Consider the following 19,017-nt stretch of genomic DNA (forward strand, 5'->3'; position numbering starts at 1 on the left):
CATCATGATCCCGAGCGTAAGCCCAAATCCCGACCGCATGCCCCGAAATCCCATACTCACGCAACACCGCACCCTTTTGACCACGCGGGGCAGCCTCGTACTTCTCCAGGATCGAAAGCTTCTCCTCAAGAGTCCGGAACGGCACCTTCCCAGTCGACTTCGTCATGCCCAACCCGCCCGCCTGTCGCGAAGACAATCTGTCTCACGACAGGCTGACAGAGAGGGTATTCGGGTCGCGCGAAGACGTCTGCGCGTCGCAGGAAGAGTTGCGCGTCGTGCGTCGGGGTACTTCCGAGAAACATCTGGACTAGGGGTGCCCCGACTCTGAGCATTAAAGGCAAACGCTCCCCCACGAGATGTGAGGGAGCGTTTGCCATCCACCCGAAAAGGTGAGGGAGACTCATCGCCGGAACCGGAGTTTTGCTTAGGAGCGCATCGCCGACCAGAGACGGTGTAGGCCGCCCGCGGCCGAAAGCGTCGACGGGAGGTGTCTAAGCGACGGCAAAACTTCGGTGCCGGCGGAACCCGACCCCGACGGCGGCAAAACTGCCGTTCCGGCGGACCCAACCACGGCTCAGGTGACGACGAACTGAACCGCCGCCGAAGCGCGGACTACTTAGCGGCGCGCTGGCGGGAGATTTCGTAGAGGGAGATGCCGACGGCCATGGAGGCGTTGAGGGATTCCATGGCGGAGTCGATCGGGATGGAGACGATCTGGTCGCAGTTTTCGCGGACCAGGCGGCTCAGGCCCTTGCCCTCGGAACCGACGACGATGCACACCGGCTCGGTGGCCAAGGCGAGCTCGGGCAGCGAGACATCGCCGTCGCCGTCGAGCCCCAGGACGTAGATGCCCATGTTCTTGAACGCCTTGAGCGTGTTGTTCAAGTTGGCCGCGCGTGCGACGGGGACTCGGACGGCCGCGCCGGCGCTGGTCTTCCAGGCCGAGGCGGTGACGCCCACGGAGCGGCGCTCCGGGACGACGACGCCGTGGCCGCTGAAGGCCGAGACGGAGCGGATGATCGCGCCGAGGTTGCGGGGATCGGTGATGCCGTCGAGCGCAACGAAGAGCGGGGCGTTGGCTACGTGGCCCTTCTTCCAGGCCTCGAGGGTTTCTTCGGCGAGCTCGTAAGCGTCCTGGTATTCGTACGGCGGGATCTGCAGCACGAGGCCCTGGTGGATGGCGTCGTCGGTCATCCGGTCGAGCTCGGGCTTGCCGGTTTCCATCAGCGGGATGCCGCGTTCGGCGGCCAGCTTTAGGGATTCCTTGACGCGGTCGTCCATTTCGATGCGGACGGCGACGTGCAGGGCCTTGGCCGGGATGCCGGCGCGCAAGGCTTCGACGACGGAGTTGCGGCCGGTGACGACCTCTTCGGTGGCGCGGCCCTTGGGGCCGGAGCGTCCGGTGCGGGCGGCGGCGCTGGTGGTGCGGCTTCCGCTGGCGCGCTTGGCTTCGGAGCGTTCCGAGAGCTGCTTGTTCTTGAACGCCTTGTGGTAAGGGCGGTCCTCCGCCTTCGGCGTGGGGCCCTTGCCCTCAAGTGCCTTGCGGCCGTGACCGCCGGTTCCGACGGAGGGGCCCTTCTTCAATTTGACCGAGCGGCGACCGTTGTTGGCCATGAGTTTCACCCTTTAAATACGCGATTCGTTGATAAGTCTGACCTCCAGTCTACTGACTCGAGTTAAATCCTCGACCGGAAGGGACGACGACGGCCCACTTCACCGGCCGCCGTGAACGAGGTTCAGCCGCGCTTGAGGCTCCAGCTCGCCCCGTCCGGGCCGTCCTCGACGACGACGCCGGCTGCGGTCAGGGTGTCCCGGATGGCGTCCGACGCCGCCCAGTCCTTGGCGGCCCGGGCGTGGGCCCGCGCCTCCAGCTGCGCCTCGACCAGGACGCCAAGGGCGGTGTTGGCTTGTTCGTCGGCCGCCGGCGTCGCGGTGGCGTTGAGCCCGAGGACATCCAGCATGGCGGTGACGCTGGCCAACGCCCGACCCGCGGCGTCGAGGTCCCCGTCGGTGAGGGCCGTGTTGCCGGCCCGGACGGTCTCGTGGAGCACCGCCAGTGCCTGCGGGACGTTGAGGTCGTCGTCCATGGCCGAGGCAAAAGCCTCCGGGACAGAACCGGCCGACGCATCCGGCCCCGGGTCAGGGAGGACCCGGCTTGCGCGGCTGAGGAAGCCGTCGATCCGCTCGACGGCGGCGGCGGCTTCCTGCAACGACGTCGGCTGGTAGTCCAGCACCGAGCGGTACTGCGCCTGGCCGAGGTAGTACCGGACAACGCGCGGCGGGGCGATTTCGAGCATTTCCGTCGGGCTGACGGTGTTGCCGATGGACTTGGACATCTTCTCGCCGGCGTAGGTGACCATGCCGTTGTGCATCCAGAAGTTGGCGAAGCCGTGGCCTGCCGCCTGGGACTGCGCCATTTCGTTTTCGTGGTGCGGGAAGCGCAGGTCCAGGCCGCCGCCGTGGATGTCGAACTCGGTGCCGAGGTACTTGGTGACCATCGCGGAGCATTCGAGGTGCCAGCCCGGGCGCCCGTCGCCCCACGGGGAGGCCCAGCTCGCCGTCGTCGGCTCCCCGTCCTTGTAGCCCTTCCACAGCGCGAAGTCGCGGGGGTCCTTCTTGCCGCGCGGGTCGGCGTCCGCGGCACCCTGCATGTCGTCGAGTCGTTGGCGCGTCAGGGTGCCGTACTTGGACCAGGAGCGCACGTCGAAATAAACGTCGCCGGAGTCGTCGAGGGCCGGGTAGGCGTGGCCGCGGTCGATCAGCTGCTGGATGAGGGCGTGCATTTCCGGGATGTGGCCGGTGGCGCGGGGCTCATAGGTGGGGCGGGAGACGCCCAGGGTGTCGTAGGCCTTGAGGAATTCCTGCTCGTAGCGGTAGGCCAGGGCCCACCATTCCTCGTTGCGCTGGGCCCCCGGCTCGTCTTCAAAGTCGGCGCCGAAGGACGCTGCGGACTTGGCGAGGATCTTGTCGTCGATGTCGGTGACGTTGCGGACTGCCGTCACACGGAAGCCGCGGTACTGCAGCCAGCGGGTCAGCTGGTCGAACGCGATGGCCGAGCGGATGTGGCCGACGTGGGGCATGCCCTGCACGGTGGCTCCGCAGTAGTACAGGCTCACGTGGCCAGGTACCAGGGGGACGAAGTCGCGGACTTCGGCGGATGCAGTGTCGTAAAAGCGCAGGGTCACCGCTCCAGATTAGCCGATGGCGCCCCGCGGCCTGACCCGTGGCTTTGCCGGCGGGAGGCAGACCGGCATTCCGGGGCCACCGGCACGGCAACCTACTTGCAGTATTGCCCGATCTTGTTGATCTGCTCCGTGAGCTGGGCGGTCTGTTGGTCGGTCTTGGTTCCGGTGGGGCTCGCCGCAACCTGCTTCATGATCTCGGCCATCTGCTGGATGGGGGCGCCCACCTCCGGGGCAACCTTGTCCGCAACTTCCTGGTAGTGCTGGCCAATCTGCCCGGCCTGCTCCTTCGCGCTCCCGGAGGGCACGAAGGTGTCCTTGTTGAGGAACGTGCAGCTTTCCTCGACGCTGAGCTTCGGCGCGGCGCTTGGCGTCTGGGGCGTCGTCGCCGAGCCGGCACAGCCGCTCAGCATGGTTCCTGCCACGAGTACGACGGCGGTCAGCAGCTTCTTCACGACAGTTCTCCTGGCAGTTCGGAACGGGAAGTCCCGGTTGGGTCCTTCCCTCAAGCGTAGGGGAACGGGGCCGGCGGTGTTTAACCTGCGGTGTTAGCCGGCCGGATAGACGAGCGCCGTTGCCACGGCCGAGATCCCTTCACCGCGGCCGGTGAACCCGAGCCCGTCGCTCGTGGTGGCTGTGACGCTGACCGGCGCTGCGGCAGCGGCGCTGAGGACCCGCTGGGATTCGTCCCGCCGCGGGCCGAACTTTGGCCGGTTGGCCACGAACTGAACGGCGATGTTGCCGATTTCGAATCCGTGGGCGCGGACAATCCGGGCGGCCTCGGCCAGCAGGGTCACGCCGGACGCCCCCGCATATTCGGGCCGGTCCGTACCGAAGTGGGTGCCCAGATCCCCGATTCCGCAGGCGGAGAAGAGCGCGTCGGCGGCGGCGTGCGCCACAGGGTCGCCGTCGGAGTGGCCGGACAGGCCCCGCTCCCCCTCCCAGAAGAGTCCGCCGAGCCACAGCGGCTGCGGCTTGTCTTCGGCGGCGAAGGCGTGGACGTCGATTCCGATCCCGGTCCTGGGGATCAGCGGCGGGTTGGTGGGCATGCTCATCCCTCCACCCAGCGCACGCCCAGGGGCCCTTCGAGGAGGCCTTCGGCCAGGATCAGGTCCAGGGGCGTGGTGATCTTCAGGGACTGGCTGGCGCCGCGCACGGCGTGGACGGGGACGCCGATAAGCTCCACGAGCATCGCGTCGTCCGTGACGAGGGCGGCCTGGCCGGCGTCGAACGCGGCGGCAGCCTCGTGGGCGCGCTGGAGAGTGCTGAAGGCGAATCCCTGCGGCGTCTGCACGGCGCGGAGCGACTCCCGGGGCGCTGTCCCGGTGACCAGCTCGGGGGCCACCGCGGCGCCGTCGCCGGTGGTAGGTTCGACGGTCTTGACGGTGTCGACGACAGGAATCACCGGAATGACGGCCGAGGCTCCGGCGCCGAGCGCCGCTGCCACACGGTGAAAGACGGCCTCCGGCGCCAGTGCCCGGGCGGCATCGTGGACCAGCACGGATTCGGTACCGGGCAGGAGCGCCGCCATCGCGGCGCGGACTGAATCGGCGCGGTTCGCACCGCCGTCGACCACCGTCACGACCGGAACCTGGACGCGCCGGCCCGACGCGGCGCCGCCGTCCCCGGCCGCAAGCTCCTGCGTGAAGGCTTCGCACAGCGCCCGCAGCTCGGTGTCTCCCGGGGGGATCGCAATGCAGATCTGCCGTGCGATCCCGGCGGCCGCCACGCCGCGCAGGGCGTGGGTGAGAATGCTGTCCCCGCCGAGGGGCACTTTTGCTTTCGGCATGCCATAGCCCAGGCGCTGGCCGGAGCCGGCGGCCACAACAATCACCGCTGTGGCGGGACCGGCCGGTGACGTGTTCGTCGGTGCTGTATCCATGGGCACAAGACTACGTCCCCGCGCCTTGGAGCATCCGGTTGCGCTATCAGTTGTGGCTGCGACCCTATGACTTTGCCGCGCCCCGAGGGACCACAAGTGATAGCGCAACCGAGGGGCGGCGGCTGAAAGGCGGCTGAAAAAGGGCAAAAAGAAGCCCCGGCGGCTGACGCCACCGGGGTTCGATTCTTATCTGCGCCGGCCCTGCTTGGGCCGGCCCTGTGCTAGGAAGCCAGAACCTCGTCGAGAACGCTCGCGGCCTTCTCTTCATCGGTCTTTTCAGCCAGTGCCAGTTCCGAAATAAGGATCTGACGGGCCTTGGCCAGCATGCGCTTCTCTCCCGCGGAGAGACCCCGGTCGTGATCACGGCGCCAGAGGTCGCGGACGACCTCGGCCACCTTGATGACGTCACCGGAAGCAAGCTTTTCCAGGTTTGCCTTGTAGCGACGCGACCAGTTGGTGGGTTCCTCAGTGAACTCGGCCCGTAGCACGTCAAACACGTGCTCCAGGCCTTCCTTGCCCACTACGTCCCGAACCCCTACCAGGTCAACGTTTTCTGCTGGAACTTCAATGGTCAGATCACCCTGAGCCACCTTGAGCTTGAGATACATCTTCTCTTCGCCCTTGACAGTGCGCATCTTGATTTCTTCAATTTTGGCTGCACCGTGGTGAGGGTAAACTACTGTCTCGCCGACCTCAAAAACCATGTGGACATTCCCCTTTCCCGCAGACCAGTTTATCACGATTAAGGCATACAACTGGCATCAAAAGGTGCCGGGAACCGCATGAATCCGGGGAAAATGGCCTCAATCCACCCCCTCAAACCCCTTGACGAATGCGGATAATAGTGCCTCCGGCCCTAACTGCCAAGAGGTTTCCGGCCCCCGCCAAGCCGCATCCCGACGCCGGAGACTCACACCTGCGCGCGCTTATGTGTAGGCGCCGAGTCCTTGTTTGAGGCCGATAGCGGATAGGCTATGGCTGAATAATGTTCCAAGACTCTCAAGGAGTGCGTGACGTGCGTTTCACTGCGATGAACCGGGGCCAGCGCGGCAAGCTGGCAATGGCTACGGCTGCACTTGGCATTGGCCTGCTGTCCGTGACCGGCTGTGGCTACATCAACCCCCAGCAGACCTCGGAGCAGTACTCGGCGTCCGACGGAACCCGCACTGATCTCGGAGCGCTGCAGCTGCGCAACTTCATCATCGTCTCCGATGGCGAGGACAAGCCGGGCCGCGTGATCGGCGCCGTGTACAACACCTCCTCCAAGGACGTTGTGCTGACCATCAAGGGCGCGGAAGGCTCGCAGACCCAGGTTCCGGTCAAGCAGAACTCCCACACCCTGCTCAACGACTCCACCGCCCCGGCGATCCTGAGCACCGCCGGCGCCAAGCCGGGGGCCGTGGCCGAGGTGACCATCTCCGAGGACGGCACCAACAAGGACGCCATGTTCAAGGTTCCCGTCATGGACGGCACGATCGTCGACTACAAGACCTACCTGCCGACGGAGCCCACCGCCTCCAGCACGGCTTCGTCGTCCGAGACGGCAACCTCGACCGAGACGGCCACGCCGACGCCGAGCAGCACCGCCGGCCACTAGCTTCAACGGCTGGACCTATCGCAAAAGGAGGGGCACCTGCAGGTGCCCCTCCTTTTGCGTCCCCTGATATTCAACTGCCCTGGACTTCCAGCTGCCCGGCCAGGCCGCCGGCAGCTTCGGCCGCCTTAGGGTTCGAACTTGTAGCCCAGCCCGCGGACGGTGATCAGGTAACGCGGCGCGGAGGCATCCGGCTCGATCTTGCTGCGCAGCCGCTTGACGTGGACGTCGAGGGTCTTGGTGTCGCCCACATAGTCGGAGCCCCAGACCCTGTCGATCAGCTGACCGCGGGTCAGGACCCGGCCGGAGTTCCGCAGCAGCATTTCCAGCAGCTCGAACTCCTTGAGCGGCAGGGCGACCTGCTCGCCGCCGACGCTGACCACGTGGCGTTCAATGTCCATCCGGACGGGACCGGCCTGCACCGTCGTGGAGACAAGTTCCTCCGGCTCACTCTGGCGCCGCAGGACGGCACGGACCCGGGCCACGAGCTCCCGCGAGGAGTAGGGCTTGGTGACGTAATCGTCCGCACCCAGTTCCAGCCCCACCACCTTGTCGATTTCCGAGTCCTTGGCCGTCAGCATGATCACGGGCACCCCGGAGCGCTGCCGCAGCTGGCGGCAGACCTCCGTGCCTGACTGGCCCGGCAGCTGCAGGTCCAGGAGCACGAGGTCGGCGCCGTTGCGGTCGAATTCGGTGATGGCGTCCAGCCCGTTGTCCACCACCTCCACCTCGAACCCTTCTTTACCCAACAGGTAGGACAGTGGGTCGCTGAAGGACTCCTCGTCCTCGACAATCAGAATCCTGCTCAAGCGGTAGCTCCTTACTCATGGACGCCGGCGGCGTCACGTCGTTGCGGTCTGGGGTCCCGAGAGGAAGTGTGGGCAGCGGGCTTGCCCGCCTCGGGGGCGTCGCCGTCGTCCTGCCCTTCTATCTCGGGAAGTCGAATAGTGAACGTGGAACCCTGGCCGAGCCGGGACCATAGAGTCACCTCACCGCCGTGGTTGGCAATGACGTGCTTGACGATGCTCAGGCCAAGTCCCGTGCCGCCGGTCTGCCGGGACCGGGCAGCGTCAACCCGGTAGAAGCGTTCGAACACACGTTCCTGGTCCTCGGCGCTGAGCCCATCGCCCTGGTCCGTCACCGAGACCGCCACGAGGCCGTCCCTGGCCCGGATGCCCACACCCACCTTGGTGTTTCCCGGCGAGTAGCGGATGGCGTTGTCGATCAGGTTGCGCAGGGCGGTCACCAGGAGGTCCTGGTCGCCGTAGACCATGGCATCGGCGTGCCCGCCGACCACCAGCTGGATGTTCTTGCTCTCGGCCGGCAGCTGGGAGCGGTCTACGGCCTCGTTGACTACGGTGTTGATGTCCACGGGGCGGCCCTGCTGCGCGACGTTGGCCCCCTGGAGCCGGGAGAGTTCGATGATGTCCTGGACAAGGGCCGCCAGCCGGGTCGATTCCTTGTGCATGCGCTTGGCAAACCGCTTGACCGCCTCGGGGTCGTCGGCGGACGATTCGAGCGCCTCGGCCAGGAGCGAGATCGCCCCGACCGGTGTTTTCAGTTCGTGGGAGACGTTCGCGACAAAGTCGTTGCGGACTTCCTCGGTGCGGGTGAATTCCGTCCGGTCATCGGCCAGCAGGAGGATATATTCCTCGGTGATGACGGCGGCGCGGACCTGGACAACGATCGTTCCCTGGCCGAGCGGGCCGCGTGGCAGCTCCAGCTGCTGTTCGAGGATGACGCCGTCCCGCCGCACCTTGGCCGTCAGTTCCAGCAGCTGCTGGTGCACCACCGTGTGCCCACGGACCAGGCCATAGGCGTAGGCGGCGGGGCTGGCGCGGACCACGCCGTCGATCCCATCCACCACCACGAAAGCGCGGCCAAGAACGGCGAGCACCTCCGCGGCGCCCTCGGGCAGCGAGGGGTCGTCGACGTCGACGTCGACAATGTGCCGCTGCTGCTCACTCACCCGGAACGCGAGTACGCCGAACATGCCAAACGAGAGGCCGATCAGGCCGGCGATCACGCCGATGAGCATTGGATCCACGGCTCCAGCTTATGCTCTGCCGCGCGACCGAAACCTAAATCTCCTGCGATTCGGGTGCCGGTTCAGCTAACGTTCACCTATTGGGGCGTAACAGTTCACCGGACACTGAAAGAGTTGACAGTTGGAGCGCCGGTAGGTGAACCGGAATGGCCCCGCCACTTCGACTGCAGGCAACATTTCCGAGGAAAGGACGCACACGTGCGTAAGGTTTTTCAGGAGGAGCTCGCCCAGGTAAGGGAACAGCTCGTCGAGATCTCAGCGCTGGTCACAGAGGCCATCGACAAGGCCACGACAGCTTTCCAGGGCGCCGATATCGACCTCGCCGAGGACGTGATTGCCGCCGATGCCCGCATCGACTTCCTGCAGAACAGCCTCGATGAGCGGGCCATCGACATCCTTGCCCTCCAGGGACCGGTGGCGAGCGATCTGCGCATGCTGGTGGGTTCGCTCAGGATGAGCGCCTCGCTCGAACGCATGGGTGACCTCGCCCGCCATCTGGCCCAGCTGGCGCGTCTGCGCTACCCGGCGTCCGTGGTCCCGGATCGGCTGCAGGAGACCTTTAAGAGCTTCGCGGAACAGGACCTGCTGATCGCCCAGAAGCTCACGGAGCTGCTGGCAACCCGGGACCTCGGCGTTGCCCGGGACATCATGAAGGCCAACAACGCCGTCAACGACCTTCACCTCAGCGTTTTCCAGGCGATCGCCAGCAGCGACTGGCAGGAGTCACCGGCCACCACGGTCGACGTCGCCCTGGCCAGCCGTTATTTTGAACGCTTCGCCGATCACGGCGTCTCCGTAGCCCAGAAGGTCACGTACCTGGTGACCGGCGCGTGGCAGCCGCACGCCATCGAACATAACTGACTCTGGCCAACCGCGCCGGCGCAACTGCGCTGATACAACCGCGCTGATACAAACGACGGCGTCCGGTCACCTTGGGGGTGGCCGGACGCCGTCGTTTGTGCTTAGTGCTTTGCTTGGTGCTTTGCCGGGCGGGTAGCGCTTACTTCTTGCCTTGGTTGGCGACTGCCTGGATGGCCTCGGCGGCGGCCTCGGGGTCGAGGTAGGTGCCGCCCGGGTTCAGCGGCTTGAAGTCCTCGTCCAGTTCGTAGACCAGCGGGATGCCGGTGGGGATGTTCAGGCCAGCGATGTCCTCGTCGCTGATCCCGTCAAGGTGCTTGACGAGGGCGCGGAGCGAGTTGCCGTGGGCGGTGACCAGGACGGTCTTCCCGGCCCGGAGGTCTTCCTTGATGTCCGATTCCCAGTACGGCATGAGCCGGATCAGGACATCCTTGAGGCATTCGGTGCGCGGGAGGGCGTCGCCGAGGTCCGCATAGCGCGGGTCCCCCACCTGGGAGAACTCGGAGTCGTCGGCCAGGGGCGGCGGCGGGGTGTCGTAGGACCGGCGCCAGAGCATGAACTGCTCCTCGCCGAATTCGGCGAGGGTCTGGGCCTTGTCCTTGCCCTGCAGCGCGCCGTAGTGGCGCTCGTTGAGCCGCCAGTCACGCTTGACGTCGATCCAGCCGCGGTCGGCCTTTTCCAGTGCCATGTTCGCCGTGTTGATGGCCCGCTTCAACACGGAGGTGTAGAGGATGTCGGGGAGGATGTTGTTCTCCACGAGCAACTCGCCGCCGCGCACTGCCTCGGCACGGCCCTGGTCATTGAGGTCAACGTCCACCCAGCCGGTGAACAGGTTTTTGGCATTCCAGTCGCTGTGGCCGTGGCGCAGCAGAATCAGCTTGTAAGTCATGGATTTCATCCTAGCCGAGCGGTCGGCGGCGGTGCCGAGCGTTACACCGCGCGCGCTTCACCGCACGCTTCACCGCAACGAAAAGTCATTTCCTGCCCACCCCTCTGCCCAGCATGGGCCGGAAGCCACCCCGCGTTGGAGGATAGCCTTGGGCGGTGGTGCAGAAGGCTGAACGGGTGCTGGCCCCCCGGAACCAGGGCGGAACGAGAAGCGGCGTGCGCGGCGGCAGGCCCGTGGGCAACGTGACCCGAGGAACGACGAACCCTAACCGGATGCGCCGCGTGGACCGCTGGCTGACCGGGCCGCAGGCCTGGCGGCTGCGTGCCGCCGCCGATCCCCTCGCCGTCGACCTCGGCTATGGCGCCTCGCCGGCCACCGCCGTCGAACTCTTCGAACGCCTCGCCGCGGTCCGCGCGGACGTACAGATGGTGGGGATCGAAATCGAACCGGAGCGCGTCCGGCAGGCCCAAGCCCTTGAGCGGCCCGGCCTAAGGTTCCAGCTGGGCGGCTTCGAGCTGCCCGTGGCCGGAAAACCCGTGCTGGTCCGCGCCTTCAACGTGCTGCGGCAGTACGAGGAAGCCGACGTGGCGGGCATCTGGCGGCTGGTGCAGGACCGGCTGGCCCCGGGCGGGCTGTTCATCGACGGCACGTGCGATGAAATCGGGCGGCGCGCGGCTTGGGTGGCGCTCGACGTCGAGCGGCCGCTCAGCCTGAGCCTGTCCATGCGGTTCGGTGCCTTCGCGCTGCCCTCCGACGTGGCCGAACGGCTGCCGAAGGCCCTGATCCACCGCAACGTGCCGGGCGAGAAGATCCACGCCTACCTGCAGGCGATGGACAAAGCCTGGCTGGACGCTGCGCCGCTGGCGGCCTTCGGAAGCAGGCAGCGCTTCGGCGCAATGTGCCGTGCACTGCTCGACGCCGGCTGGCCGGTCCAGCACGGCCCGTCCCGGTGGCGGCTGGGAGAAGTGACGGTCGACTGGAAAGCCGTGGCGCCGGGAACTTAAGTGGTTGCGGGTTTTAGGGAGCCGGTGGTGGGCCCACGCCGGCAGGGTTCCCTCAGCGAGCTTGCGAGCTTAGGGAGGTGGTGGGGATCACCAGGGGCCGTAGGGGCCCATGTTGCGGCCGCGGCCACGGCCGGCGTCTTTAACCGCGGGACGGACGTCGGCAAGGTACACGGACGCGGCCGTCACCGCCGCAAGGCCGAAAATGCCAAGCGAACTGGCGCCGCCACCGCTGCCCAGCTGCGAGAGCAGGGAGAACAGGCCCACGGCGAACGCGCCGCCGGTCAGGGCCAGCCAGAAGGTCTTGGTCCGCTTCGATACGGCCTCGAACGCGTTGGCCTTGTGCCGGAGGCAATCGAAAAACGCCCACGCCTCAAGGACAAAGGCCACAACAGCCAGGACCAGGTAAACCCCGGATTCGACAAAGTAAATGAGTAAGCGTCCGTCCACTCCCCCAGCCTAGATGATTAAGTCCTAATGGTCGCAGGCGATGAGTAACGGGTTGCGGGGTGCTCGGTGTGCCAGTTGACCGTCCTCATAGCGGCGCTCGCTCGGCAAGCGTGAAATCGAGGACTTGGCAATCAGGCCCTGACCTCCCGCCACAGCGGAAGAGGGACCACGCTACGGCTGCGGCCGGACTCGTCCAGCAGGTGGCCGAGCCGCTTGTAGGTACGGACTACTGCCTGCCGCGAGATCACGGTGCTTCCCGGGGCCCGGGCTGCAAGCTCCCGCTCGTGCCCTTGGACTTCCAGATAGTCGCGTACCCACAGAGTCACAACCAGATTCTGGGGCCCCAGAACGTATGCGCTCAATCGGCAACTCGGCAGGCTAGCGAAGTACCGGCCGATGGAGTCCACATGGGTCGCGGAAACGTTGAGAATCAGGCTCACTTCCCGCAGATTCTGCTGGACGGCCAATGAGGTGTCGCACCTCATCGTCATGTACCCCGACGACAGAAGTCGTTCCACCCGCCGTCGGGCCGTCTGGGGCGAAACGCCGCAGACGCCACCCAAGTCCGCCCAGCTGGCCCTCCCATCGCTCGCCAGTACTTCAAGCAGCGCCGCATCCAGCCGGTCCGGGGAATAGGCGCCTGGTGCAGACAGTGATTCAGTTGCCATGAGCCGGGCCTGCGCGGGTTCCAGCGTGCCGCTGCGCCACTCCGAGGCCTGGCGGTAGAGCTGAGTGACGAAGACGACCTCCCGGTGCGTCACTCCTGGAAGACCCGCGAAGGCGCCGGTGACAATGGCCATGAGTTCCTCATGGGTCGAAGCGAAACAGTCCACGAAAAGATCGTTGGGTCCAGAAACCAGGGACACTGTGCCGAAGGCGGGCTCTGCGCAGAGTCGTTGGACGAGTGCCTCGTGCTCGCTCGGCATGGATGACAGATGGATAAATGCTGACCGGCCAGCGCTGAGATAACGCGGTCCCGGCGCCGGGGTGATCCACGCGTCTCCCCGTTCCGCGAGCGCGTTCCAGTGGCGGGCGATGGTGGGCCCGGACAGGCCAAGGACGTCCCCAACGCGCGACCAGTCGGCTCTCGGGTTCACCTGCAAGGCGTTTACGATTTCGAGATCTGATTCGGAGATCATGGCCGATTCTTTCAAGACTGTTGGCCGGAAGGGGATTTCGATCAAATTTTAGAGAGGATCTGAGCGGGGCCCTAGCGTAGTGACTCGCATCACTCTAGGTGTGAGTCCCTACCAGAAGGAAGCATTATGGCAAGCAAGACGGCCCTCCCGGCGCCATTGGCCATCACGCGCAGGACGATCGCAGGCATGGTCGTGGCCATGGCTCTGGTCGAATCGCTTAGCGGCGTCACCCAAGGGTATGTGAACCCGATCCTGCCCGCCCTCGGGCCCATCTTCTTGATAGATGATCCGACGATCAACGGCATTTTCCTGATCTCCAACGTCAGTTTCGCCGTGCTCACGCCCATCATCTCGCGGCTGGGCGACAGTTACGGATATCGGCTGGTGCTCCGCTGGTCAACGGCTGTCGTCGCCGCGGGCGTTCTCATGATGGCGCTGTGGCCGTCCCTTTGGACGGTGACCGTGGGTGTCGTCATGCTCACGTGCGTGGTTGGCTTCATCCCGTTGATGATGGGGATCCTGCGGGTCACCAGTCCCGGCCACACCCGTACGGGCGTCAGCGTGATGATCGGCGTGCTCATGATCATGGTCGGCGCAGGGGGGCTGCTGGCGGGGATTGCGGGCGTGAACGACCCCACGCTTGGTTTCTGGGTGGCGGTGCCATTCGCCGTTGCGGCCCTTGCCGCTTCCTTCGTGCTGCCCGACGCCGGAACTCCCACTCGGGAGGGGATCGCCCTGGCCCCCATGTTTGCCTGTTCCCTTGGCCTGATCGGATTCGTCGTCGCCCTCTCGATGGGACCGGACTGGGGATGGCTCGATGCGCGGACCCTCGGATCAGGATTACTCGGACTGACGTCGCTGGCAGTCTGGGCCGTGCTCGACTCCCGGAACACCCGGTCGAGAAACAGGTTCATGGACCTGCGGATGCTTGCCAATCCGCGGATCCGCGCGGTCTCACTGGCCACATTCTTCTTCGGCTTCGCGTCAATCAGCTACTTCGGCACTAACGGCATCTTCCTCCACGCCAACCCGGACAAGACCGGCTATGGATTTGCCCTCAGCCCGCTCATGATCGCCGTCGTTCTCGCCGCCGCCTCCGTGCTCTCCCTTGTGTCTTCCCTGTTGACGTCCCGGGCGCTCAGGGCGTTCGGCGAGCGTGCCACCCTGGCCTTGGCGGGCCTCCTGCTCGCGGGCGGCTTCGTGGTGATGATCGCGGCGCACTCCTCCCTGGCCGGGTACTGTGCAGGCTTCGCCCTATTCAACATCAGCCTGGGCATGTACCAGGCAGGGACCCGCTCGCTGTCAGTCGAGGGCGTGCCACTGGACGAGACCTCGACGGCGGCCGGCCTCAACGAACTGGCCTTGTCTGTCGGCATCGCGGTAGGCGCCGCCGTCGTCAAGCTCATCTCATCGTCGTCGGCCGAATCCGGGCGCATTACTGAGAGCGGCCTCGTCTCCATCTGGGGAATGCTTGCGGTCACAGCCCTGATCGCCGCAGCAGTCTCTGCGCGCTACCCAAAGCGGCAGTCAACGGAGGTCCTGGCATGAAGGCGGCTGTGCTGAGGACCACCGGCCCGGCAACTGGTGTCGAGAGCGGAACTTGGGGCCGCCTCTCCGCTGCTTTGGAGCGCTGGAAGCCTGAAGTCTTGGGCCTGAGCCATGCCATTCATGCCGATCCAGAACTCAGCGGTGAGGAGTTCCGGGCCGCCAAGCGGGTCCGTGCGCTCCTCCGGACGGCCGGATTCAGCTTCGACAGCGCTCAACCGGTGCTTCCGGCGTCGTTCAGCGCACGGTACGGCTCGGGTGAGCTCGTGGTGGCTCTCTGCGTTGAGTACGACGCCCTGCCGGCCATCGGCCATGCCTGCGGACACAACGTTAATGCGGCTTCCGCGGTGGGTGCGGCACTGGCACTGGCGGCAGTGGCCAGTGGCCTTGGTATCACGGTCAAGGTACTGGGCACGCCCGCGGAGGAGACCACCGGCGGCAAGATCGACCTGATCAAGGAAGGCTTCTTTGACGACGTGTCTCTGGCGATGATGGCCCACGCCGGTGCCGAAGACGTCGTGGGCGGCTCGTCACTGGCCATGTCCATGTGGGACGTACTCTACGAGGGCCGGCCAGCGCACGCCGCCGCTGCACCGGAGGAGGGCGTCAACGCCCTGGATGGACTCGTAGTCGCACAAACCGCCGTTGCTTTGGCCCGGCAGCAGCTTCCGGCCGGCTCCATCGTGTCGCTGATCGTCACCGAAGGCGGCCGCTCCGTCAATGTCATCCCGGAGCGTGCCCGGGCCAGCGTGGAGATGCGTTCACCGAGTTTTGCCAAACTGGGCTTCATCGAGGACCGCGTGCGCCGCTGTCTGGAAGCCGGGGCTCACGCTAGCGGAAGCACACTCAGTGTCACGCCCACGGGCAACACCTATGCAGAGCTGCGGCAGGACCGATTCTTGTCCGGCGCCTACCAGGAAGCGATGGCGGCCCGTGGGAGGAACGTCGACTTCAACGACAAACCGACTGCCTCCACGGACATGGGAAACGTCTCCCAGCTAGTACCAAGCATCCACCCTCTGCTCGGCTACGACGTCGGTGGCGCCGCCCATCACACCGCCGAGTTCGCCGCTCATGGCTCGTCTACATCCGCTGACGAGGCCGTGATGGATGGCGCCTTCGGCCTGGCAGCGGCCGCCGCGGCAGCGGCACGAGACCCGCAGCAGCGGGTAAGACTGCTCGGCGGCCGTACCCACTGACAGAAAGAAGCCATCCCCCGCTATTGCGGACCTGGACCGAGGGTGGCCTGCGGAGAACTCCGTAGGCCACCCTCGATCTGGGGCATCGGGACTGGCTCACCTAGCCGTCAAGAGTGCCCAATGCCTGTTCCAAATCGGCCCAAAGGTCTTCGACGTTCTCAATGCCCACGCTCATCCGGACCAAGTTGTCCGGCACGCTCTCCGGCTCGGCCGTGTGCCGGCGTCGGCGTTCGATCAGGGATTCCACCCCACCCAGGGATGTCGCGGGGAGCCAAAGGCGCAGGGCGCGGATCATCCGGTCCGCGGCTTCCGCGCCGCTGCTGCCGCCTGCCGGCGCCACCTCGATGCACAGGACGGAACCGAACCCCTTCATCTGCTCCTTGGCCCGCGCGTGGCCGGGGTCCGAGGCCAGCCCGGGGAAGCGGATGCCGGCAACCTTCGGATGACCGCTGAGCCGTTCGGCCAGGATCTGGGCCGACGCCTGCGAACGCTCGATCCGCAGCGCAAGGGTGCGGAGCCCGCGCAGCGCCAGCCACGCCTCGAAAGGTCCGGCGATCCCGCCGTGGATGGTGCGGTGGTGCAGCAGGGCGGCGCGGAGACCGGCGTCGGAGGTCACCAGCGCACCGAGCACGACGTCGGAGTGGCCGGAGAGGTATTTGGTCACCGAATGCAGCACGACGTCGGAGCCAAGGCTCAGGGGCTGCTGCACTAGGGGTGTGGAGAAGGTGTTGTCCGTGACGACGATCGCGCCGGCCTCATGCGCCGCGGCGGTCAGGGCCCGCATGTCCGCGACGCCGAGCATGGGATTCGTGGGGCTCTCCAGCCAGAGCATGCTGGCGGCGCGCCCGCCGGCCGGGGCAAGTGCGGCTACGACGGCGTCGGTGTCCGCGATGTCCACCGTCCGCAGCTCGAGGAATCCCTTGGCCGCCAGTTCGGTGGCCATGGTGACCGATCCCGCGTAGCTGTGCGACGGCATCACGAGCACGCCCTGGGCCGGCACCAGGGACAGGGCCGAACTCACGGCGGCGAGTCCCGAGGCGTAAAGCAGGCCCGGCAGCTCCGCGCCTTCCAACTGGCCCAACGCCTCTTCAAAGGGGTCCCACGTGGGATTTGAATACCGGCCGTAACCGCGGTCGCCGTCGCCCAGCGGACCGGTGCCGAAGTAGGTCGAGGACAGCACCAGCGGCGGGTTGACCGGTTCGTCGCGGGTGCGCGGCGGGCGCCCGGCCGCCACAACCAGCGAATCCGGCGAAAGCGTGGCGGCCTGTTCTTCAGAAAGACTCATGGAGACAGGGTACGTGGGAGCCCCGCAGGGTACCCAAGCCGTTACGCCGGGCACTATAGTGTCGGTGATTGTCGGTAGTCTTGAACAGTGACTACCCAGAGCCCCGGAGCGTCCCGCCGACTGTTGCCCGGACTGTTTATTGCCTTCGAGGGCGGAGACGGCGCCGGCAAGTCCACGCAGGCGGCTGAACTCGCCAAAGCCCTGGAATCAGGCGGCTTCACGGTGCTGCGGACCCGGGAGCCCGGCGGCACAGCGATCGGCGAGAAGCTGCGCTCCCTCGTGCTGGACCACGGCCACGGCCACATCGATGCCCACACCGAGGCCCTGATTTTCGCGGCGTCCCGGGCCGCGCACGCGAGCCAGGTCATCCGGCCCGCCCTGGAACGCGGCGAGATCGTCCTCACCGACCGGTACATCGACTCCTCGGTCGCGTACCAGGGCGCCGGCCGAGGCCTCGGAACGGAGGCGGTCCGGGACATCAACGCGTGGGCCACCTCGGACCTGCAGCCGAACCTGACGGTACTGCTCGACGTCGAACCCGCCGTCGGCCGGGAGCGGCGGACCGCCGGCGAGGCCGCCGAAGACCGCCTCGAGTCCGAGGCCGACGAATTCCACGCCAAGATCCGGGCGGCCTTCCTGGACCTGGCCTCCGCCCGGCCCGAGGCGTATCTGGTACTGCCCGCCCGCCTGCCCGTCGACGAACTCGCCGCCAGGATCTTCGAGCGCGTCGAATCCCTGCTCGCCGTCACCCAGAGCAGCACAGCATGACGGTCTGGGACGACCTCCAGGGCCAGGACGCCGTCGTGGCCCAGCTGCGCCAGGCGGCCCAGAACGAAGGGCTCACGCACGCGTGGCTTTTCACCGGCCCGCCCGGCTCCGGCCGTTCCAACGCAGCGAAGGCCTTCGCCGCGGCCCTGAACTGTGACCAGGAGGACGTCAGCCTGCGCGGCTGCGGCGAATGCCCGGCGTGCCTGACCATCCTCGGCGAAACCCACTCCGACGTCGCGTTCGTGCGCACGGAGAAGGTCACCATCACCATCGACGAGGCCCGCGAGCTCGTGTCCACCGCCGGGAACCGGCCGTCGTCGGGCCGGTGGCGGATCATCGTGGTGGAAGATGCGGACCGGATGGCCGAGCGGACCACCAACGTGCTGCTCAAGGCCATCGAGGAACCCACGCCCCGCACCGTCTGGATGCTCTGCGCGCCCTCCCCCGCCGATGTCCTGGTGACCATCCGCTCCCGCTGCCGCGCGGTGGCGCTGCGACTTCCGCCGGCCGCCGCCGTCGCGGCCCTGCTGGTCAAGCGCGACGGCGTGGACCCGGCGGTTGCCGAGCGCGCCGCCCGCGCGGCGCAAAGCCACGTCGGGATCGCCCGCCGCCTGGCCCGGGACCCGGAGGCCCGGGAGCGGCGGCTGGAGACGGTGCGGTTCCCGCTGTCCCTTCGCGGCGTCACGGCGGCGGTCATGATGGCCGAGAAACTGGTCAAGATCGCCACCGAGGAAGCCAACAGCTCCAATGACGAGCGCGACGCCGCCGAGAAGACCGCGCTGCTGGCCACCCTCGGGGCGCCCGAAAGCGGCACGCTGCCGCCGGCCATGCGGAGCCAGGTCAAGCAACTGGAGGATGACCAGAAGCGCCGCGCCAAGCGTTCCGTCACCGATTCCCTTGACCGGACCCTGACGGACCTGCTGTCCTTTTACCGGGATGTCCTGATCATCCAGATGGGGAACGCAGTGGAGCTGGTCAACGTTGAACTCAGAAGCGAGCTCGAAGACTTCGCCTCCCGTTCCACCGCCGAAGTGACCCTGGCCCGGATGGACGCCGTCAACAAGGCCCGCACGCGGATCACCACCACCAACGTGGCTCCGCTGCTAACGATCGAGTCCATGGCTTCCAGCCTTATTTGACGGCACCGCCCTCCGACAACACCGTTCCGATGACATCTT

General features: G+C 66.6%; 19 protein-coding genes. 7 read left to right on the forward strand and 12 right to left on the reverse strand.

Going from position 1 to position 19,017, the window contains the following annotated elements:
* Positions 1-612: 612 nt before the first annotated feature.
* The 6 genes from rlmB to AC1DZQ_RS11270 form a co-directional block, all read right to left on the reverse strand.
* Positions 613-1,614, reverse strand: coding sequence for a 23S rRNA (guanosine(2251)-2'-O)-methyltransferase RlmB (rlmB, locus tag AC1DZQ_RS11245; RefSeq protein WP_091562466.1), 1,002 nt, complete (start codon positions 1,612-1,614; stop codon positions 613-615).
* A 122-nt stretch (positions 1,615-1,736) separates the two neighbouring features.
* Entirely contained in the window at positions 1,737-3,185 is a 1,449-nt protein-coding gene (gene cysS, locus AC1DZQ_RS11250; protein WP_476963593.1) for a cysteine--tRNA ligase, read from the reverse strand.
* A gap of 92 nt (positions 3,186-3,277) precedes the next feature.
* Positions 3,278-3,637 carry a hypothetical protein gene (locus AC1DZQ_RS11255; protein WP_476963594.1) on the reverse strand — a complete coding sequence of 120 codons (360 nt, stop codon included), beginning with the start codon at positions 3,635-3,637 and terminating at the stop codon, positions 3,278-3,280.
* Between the two features lie 93 nt (positions 3,638-3,730).
* Positions 3,731-4,231, reverse strand: a complete 501-nt coding sequence (gene ispF, locus AC1DZQ_RS11260) for a 2-C-methyl-D-erythritol 2,4-cyclodiphosphate synthase (RefSeq protein ID WP_476963742.1) — start codon at positions 4,229-4,231, stop codon at positions 3,731-3,733.
* Between the two features lie 2 nt (positions 4,232-4,233).
* On the reverse strand, positions 4,234-5,064 hold the full coding sequence (gene ispD / locus AC1DZQ_RS11265; RefSeq protein WP_476963595.1) for a 2-C-methyl-D-erythritol 4-phosphate cytidylyltransferase: 831 nt from the start codon (positions 5,062-5,064) through the stop codon (positions 4,234-4,236).
* Between the two features lie 221 nt (positions 5,065-5,285).
* Positions 5,286-5,768 carry a CarD family transcriptional regulator gene (locus AC1DZQ_RS11270; RefSeq protein ID WP_026266570.1) on the reverse strand — a complete coding sequence of 161 codons (483 nt, stop codon included), beginning with the start codon at positions 5,766-5,768 and terminating at the stop codon, positions 5,286-5,288.
* A gap of 326 nt (positions 5,769-6,094) precedes the next feature.
* On the opposite strand from AC1DZQ_RS11270, the gene AC1DZQ_RS11275 reads away from it, so the two are divergent.
* A complete protein-coding gene (locus tag AC1DZQ_RS11275; RefSeq protein ID WP_476963743.1) occupies positions 6,095-6,661 on the forward strand; it encodes a hypothetical protein in 567 nt (188 codons plus the stop codon).
* Positions 6,662-6,786: 125 nt separating this feature from the next.
* Here the strand turns inward: AC1DZQ_RS11275 and AC1DZQ_RS11280 are convergent, their stop codons facing one another.
* On the reverse strand, positions 6,787-7,467 hold the full coding sequence (locus AC1DZQ_RS11280) for a response regulator transcription factor (RefSeq protein ID WP_028276348.1): 681 nt from the start codon (positions 7,465-7,467) through the stop codon (positions 6,787-6,789).
* Positions 7,468-7,478: 11 nt separating this feature from the next.
* The gene (locus AC1DZQ_RS11285) at positions 7,479-8,696 is read right to left on the reverse strand and encodes a sensor histidine kinase (RefSeq protein WP_476963744.1); all 1,218 of its coding nucleotides are present in this window, start codon (positions 8,694-8,696) and stop codon (positions 7,479-7,481) included.
* A gap of 207 nt (positions 8,697-8,903) precedes the next feature.
* Here AC1DZQ_RS11285 and phoU point away from each other — a divergent pair, with 207 nt between their 5' ends.
* Positions 8,904-9,566, forward strand: coding sequence for a phosphate signaling complex protein PhoU (phoU, locus tag AC1DZQ_RS11290; RefSeq protein WP_476963596.1), 663 nt, complete (start codon positions 8,904-8,906; stop codon positions 9,564-9,566).
* Positions 9,567-9,705: 139 nt separating this feature from the next.
* On the opposite strand, the gene AC1DZQ_RS11295 is transcribed toward phoU, so the two are convergent.
* Positions 9,706-10,452, reverse strand: coding sequence for a phosphoglyceromutase (locus tag AC1DZQ_RS11295; protein ID WP_476963597.1), 747 nt, complete (start codon positions 10,450-10,452; stop codon positions 9,706-9,708).
* A gap of 155 nt (positions 10,453-10,607) precedes the next feature.
* Here AC1DZQ_RS11295 and AC1DZQ_RS11300 point away from each other — a divergent pair, with 155 nt between their 5' ends.
* Positions 10,608-11,456 (forward strand): class I SAM-dependent methyltransferase, encoded by an 849-nt coding sequence (locus tag AC1DZQ_RS11300; RefSeq protein WP_476963598.1) that lies wholly within the window; start codon positions 10,608-10,610, stop codon positions 11,454-11,456.
* Between the two features lie 87 nt (positions 11,457-11,543).
* Here AC1DZQ_RS11300 and AC1DZQ_RS11305 read toward each other — a convergent pair whose 3' ends face one another.
* Together AC1DZQ_RS11305 and AC1DZQ_RS11310 are read right to left on the reverse strand one after the other, a co-directional pair.
* Complete coding sequence (locus AC1DZQ_RS11305) at positions 11,544-11,903, reverse strand: DUF2516 family protein (RefSeq protein ID WP_476963599.1); 360 nt, start codon at positions 11,901-11,903, stop codon at positions 11,544-11,546.
* 131 nt (positions 11,904-12,034) lie between these two features.
* On the reverse strand, positions 12,035-13,042 hold the full coding sequence (locus AC1DZQ_RS11310) for an Lrp/AsnC family transcriptional regulator (protein WP_476963600.1): 1,008 nt from the start codon (positions 13,040-13,042) through the stop codon (positions 12,035-12,037).
* Positions 13,043-13,168: 126 nt separating this feature from the next.
* Here AC1DZQ_RS11310 and AC1DZQ_RS11315 point away from each other — a divergent pair, with 126 nt between their 5' ends.
* Positions 13,169-14,590 (forward strand): MFS transporter, encoded by a 1,422-nt coding sequence (locus AC1DZQ_RS11315; RefSeq protein WP_476963601.1) that lies wholly within the window; start codon positions 13,169-13,171, stop codon positions 14,588-14,590.
* The gene (locus tag AC1DZQ_RS11320; RefSeq protein ID WP_476963602.1) at positions 14,587-15,786 is read left to right on the forward strand and encodes an amidohydrolase; all 1,200 of its coding nucleotides are present in this window, start codon (positions 14,587-14,589) and stop codon (positions 15,784-15,786) included. Before AC1DZQ_RS11315 ends, AC1DZQ_RS11320 begins: the two co-directional genes overlap by 4 nt.
* Before the next feature lie 100 nt (positions 15,787-15,886).
* On the opposite strand, the gene AC1DZQ_RS11325 is transcribed toward AC1DZQ_RS11320, so the two are convergent.
* On the reverse strand, positions 15,887-17,071 hold the full coding sequence (locus AC1DZQ_RS11325) for a trans-sulfuration enzyme family protein (protein ID WP_476963603.1): 1,185 nt from the start codon (positions 17,069-17,071) through the stop codon (positions 15,887-15,889).
* Between the two features lie 87 nt (positions 17,072-17,158).
* Between AC1DZQ_RS11325 and tmk the strand changes: the two genes are divergently transcribed.
* Both tmk and AC1DZQ_RS11335 read left to right on the forward strand, forming a co-directional pair.
* Complete coding sequence (gene tmk, locus AC1DZQ_RS11330; RefSeq protein WP_476963604.1) at positions 17,159-17,839, forward strand: dTMP kinase; 681 nt, start codon at positions 17,159-17,161, stop codon at positions 17,837-17,839.
* Positions 17,836-18,978, forward strand: a complete 1,143-nt coding sequence (locus tag AC1DZQ_RS11335) for a DNA polymerase III subunit delta' (protein WP_476963605.1) — start codon at positions 17,836-17,838, stop codon at positions 18,976-18,978. Before tmk ends, AC1DZQ_RS11335 begins: the two co-directional genes overlap by 4 nt.
* Positions 18,979-19,017 lie beyond the last annotated feature (39 nt).

It is taken from the genome of Arthrobacter sp. P1_C12_2 (assembly GCF_056406415.1).